3 protein-coding genes are annotated in these 3,679 nt (G+C 73.0%); all 3 read right to left on the bottom strand.

Annotation, left to right across the window (positions count from 1 at the left end; genetic code table 11):
• Positions 1-1,547, bottom strand: a 1,547-nt coding sequence (locus ACWGIU_RS32725; protein WP_453711738.1) for a DNRLRE domain-containing protein, incomplete at its 3' end; no start/stop codon positions are given.
• Positions 1,548-1,680: 133 nt separating this feature from the next.
• Positions 1,681-2,991, bottom strand: coding sequence for an alpha/beta fold hydrolase (locus ACWGIU_RS32720; protein WP_453711737.1), 1,311 nt, complete (start codon positions 2,989-2,991; stop codon positions 1,681-1,683).
• Between the two features lie 68 nt (positions 2,992-3,059).
• Positions 3,060-3,679: zinc-binding dehydrogenase (locus ACWGIU_RS32715; protein WP_453711736.1), on the bottom strand; the 620-nt coding region annotated here is incomplete at its 5' end.

The raw sequence follows: 3,679 nt of genomic DNA, 5'->3' as shown, positions 1-3,679 counted from the left end.
GGGTCGAGCTGCCCGGCGGCGTCCTTGGCGCCCTTCACGGCGAAGAGGTCGCCGGAGGCGTCGTCGCGCACCCACAGGTCGGCGGCGCCGTCACCGTCGGTGTCGCCCGGGACCAAGACCGCGACCGTGTCCCAGCCGCCGTCGCCGACGAGGACCGGGGCGCCGTTCATGTCGAGGTAGCCGGAGCGGCTGCCCGTGTACGCCCAGAGCTTCGCACCCTGCTTGACCAGCAGGTCGGGCTCGCCGTCACCGTTCAAGTCACCCGCGTCGGCGATGTCCTGGGCGTCCGACCAGTGATCGTTCCCCTGCGCCGGGTCGTCCTCGATGACGCTCAGGACGATGCCGTCGTGCGGACGGACGCTGCCGAGGCCGTTGTTGGGAAAGAGCCGGAGCTGCTTGGCCCCCAGCCCTTCGACCGACTCGAGCACCAGCAGGTCGTTGTATCCGTCCTCGCCCCAGTCCCCGCCAGCGGCGATGCGGCTGCCGGGGGCGAAGGACGCGCCGCCGTCGACCGGTGCGGCGAAGGTGCCGTCGGCCCGGCCGGCCGAGAAGCGGAGCCTGCCGTCGGGGTCCAGGGTCCACAGGTCGCGCAGACCGTCGCCGTTCAGGTCGCCGGCGGCGTCGCGGACTCCTCCGTTCCCGAGAGCCCAGAAGTGGTACACGGCCTGGTCCGAGCGCCGCCCGGCCTTGTCGACGCTGTACGCGTAGAGCATGTGCGGACCGGAGCCAGTGGGCGTGATCACGGCACTGCCACCCGGCGCCACGGTGATCTCCCGAGGCGCGAAGTCCGACCAGTACACGATCTTCTCGATGTTGGTGGCGCCGCCGGTGCCGAACGTGAACGTGCCCGGGGTGCGGGCCTTGCCGGTGTTGGCGGGGGCGCCGTTCGAGGCGTCGGGGAACTCGGGTGAGCTGATCACCGGCGGCGCGGGGCGGCCGATGGTGGTCTCCAGCTTCGCGGTCGCCGGGGCGAAGCGCTTCCAGGCCGAGGCGTCGGACTCGTTCGCGGCGAACAGACCGACGGTGACGGAGGTCCGGGACTTGGCCGCGGCCTCCTTCACCAACGCGGTGGCGTCGAATTCGAGGTCGCCGGCCGCGCAGCCCTCACGGCCCTTGGCGTCCGTCACCGTCGCCAGCCGGACGGCCTTGGCGGGCTGATTGTTCCACGTGGTCTTCGCCGAGACGGCGCCGACGCTCCACAGCTCCACCGGACGGCCCGTGCAGGACGCGGCCCCCGTGTTGGTGATCCGGAAGGTCGCCTTGGATACCGTGGCGCCCGCCAGCGCGGTGGTGTCCAGGCGGAGGTACGCGCGGGACAGCCCCTCGGTGCCGGCCTCGTTGCCGACGCGCAGGTCGCCGGCGGCGTTCCAGTAGGAGTGGTTCGGGTACTTCTTGGACACGCGCGTCCAGGCCTGTGCGCCGACGGGGGTCTCCCCCGCCCCCGCGGCGCTGACGGCCGGTGCGGCGACGGCGGCCGTCGCCGGTCCCGCCGCCACCCCGGTCACGGCCAGTCCGCCGGCCAGGGCCAGCGAGACGGCACTCGACATCCTTCTCAGCATGCACGCTCCACACATCGGTCGGTTCCTCGGATAGGAGCACCCACCCTAACCGTGTGATCAACTTCTGCGGGAACGATTAATCGGGGGCCCCATCACACCCCTGACCTGCGCGGACCGCGACTCACGCCTCGTCGCGGGCGAGGGACAGCAGGCGATCCAGGACACGGGGGCCGCCGGCGCGGACGCCGTCGTGCTCGAACTCGTCCGTCACCCAGGTCCGCAGGCCCCGGACGGACCGGGCCGTCTCCAGCGAGTGCGCGGTGTCCACGTACATGTCGTCGTGGTAGACGGCGGCGGCCACCGGTACCTCGTTGGCGGCCAGGCGCGCCGGGTCGTAGAGCGGCTGCCAGCCGGTGCGGGCGGCCAGCAGGTCCGCGGTCTCGCGCAGCGGGACCAAGGCCGGGTCGGTGGTGAAGTGCCAGGGGTGGATGGTCTCGCCGGTGAAGAGCAGCGGCTCGTCGCCCGCGAGCGCCTTGCCCGCGTCGAAGCGGAGGTGGTTCGCGCGCACCCGTTCGGCGGCCCAGGCCAGGGGCGCGGCGGGGTCCTGGGCGTAGATCGCCTCGTGGACCAGAGCGTAGAGAGGGTGTCCGGCGAAGGAGAGGCGGCCGCGGACGTTCTCCAGGAAGGCGTCGGAGAGGGCGGGTCCCGCGGGGGTCGGCACGAAGGCGTCCTCCAGCAGGTAGTGGAGCTGGTGGCTGCCGTCGCCCCCGCCGAGGAGGATGCCGAGGGACTGGAAGCCCTCGACGGTGAGACGGTGCCCGCCGGGGAGTTCGGCGGGGGCTTCCGCGAGGTGGGCGGCGATCCGGCGGGCGCGCTCGACGTCCATCGGGTAGCGGGCGTAGTGGGCCAGGTTCTTGCGCTCGATGCGGGGGTACGCGGCCTCGTACACCTCGTCGGCGGTGGCGGTCAGGGACGGGAGGCCACCGGTGATGAGGGCGGCGGTGAGGCCTTCAGGCGCGGTGGAGAGGTAGTGGGTCGTGCAGAAGCCGCCGAAGCTCTGGCCGAGCACGGTCCAGGGCGCGCCGCCGGTCAGGCCGGGGCGGATGGCTTCGGCGTCACGCACGATGGAGTCGGCGCGGAAGTGGGCGAGGTACTCCGCCTGCTGGGCCGGGGTGCCGCGCAGGGGCAGGGTCTGCCGGTTCACCGGGGTCGAGCGTCCGGTTCCGCGCTGGTCGAGGAGCAGCACGCGGTACTCGGCCAGCGCCCGCTCCAGCCAGGCCTGGCGGCCGGTGAAACGGCGCGCGCCGAAGCCCGGACCGCCCTCCAGGTAGAGCAGCCACGGCAGTGTCCCGGGGTCCTTGCCGGCGGCCACGACCTCGCGGGCGTACAGCTCGATCCGCTCCCCGTCCGGGCGCGCGTGGTCCAGGGGGACGGAGAACCGGTGGTCGGTGAGGACCGTGCCGGGCTGGCGATAGCTGTGTGCGGTGGTCATGGACGGCCCCAGGGTAGGAGGAGATGAAGGACCGCGCCCCGGCCGGGTGGCGGCGGGGGCGCGGGGTGTCAGAACTCGACGACCGAGCGGAGGACCTCGCCGCGCTCCATCCGGGCGAAGGCGTCCTCGACGCCGTCGAGCGGGATGGTTTCGGAGACGAAGGCGTCCAGGTCGAGGCGGCCTTGCAGGTAGAGGTCGATGAGCAGCGGGAAGTCGCGCTCGGGCAGGCAGTCCCCGTACCAGGAGGACTTCAGGGCGCCGCCGCGGCCGAAGACGTCGAGGAGGGGGAGTTCGAGCTTCATCTCGGGGGTCGGCACGCCCACCAGGACCACCGTCCCGGCGAGGTCGCGCGCGTAGAAGGCCTGCTGGTACGTCTCGGGGCGGCCCACGGCGTCGATGACCACGTCCGCGCCGTTGCCGCCGGTCAGTGCCTGAATGGCCTTGACCACATCCTCCGTGCGCCCGTTGACGGTGTGGGTGGCGCCCAGGCCCCGGGCCCACTCCAGCTTCCGGTCGTCCAGGTCCACGGCGATGATCCTGGAGGCGCCCGCGAGGCGGGCTCCGGCCACGGCCGCGTTGCCCACTCCTCCGCAGCCGATCACCGCGACCGTGTCACCGCGCCCGACGTTGCCGGTGTTGACCGCCGCGCCGAGGCCGGCCATCACGCCGCAGCCGAGGAGGCCGGCGG

The sequence above is a fragment of the Streptomyces sp. NPDC054840 genome (genome assembly GCF_053611065.1).
This window is presented reverse-complemented; position numbering and strand designations above follow the sequence as displayed.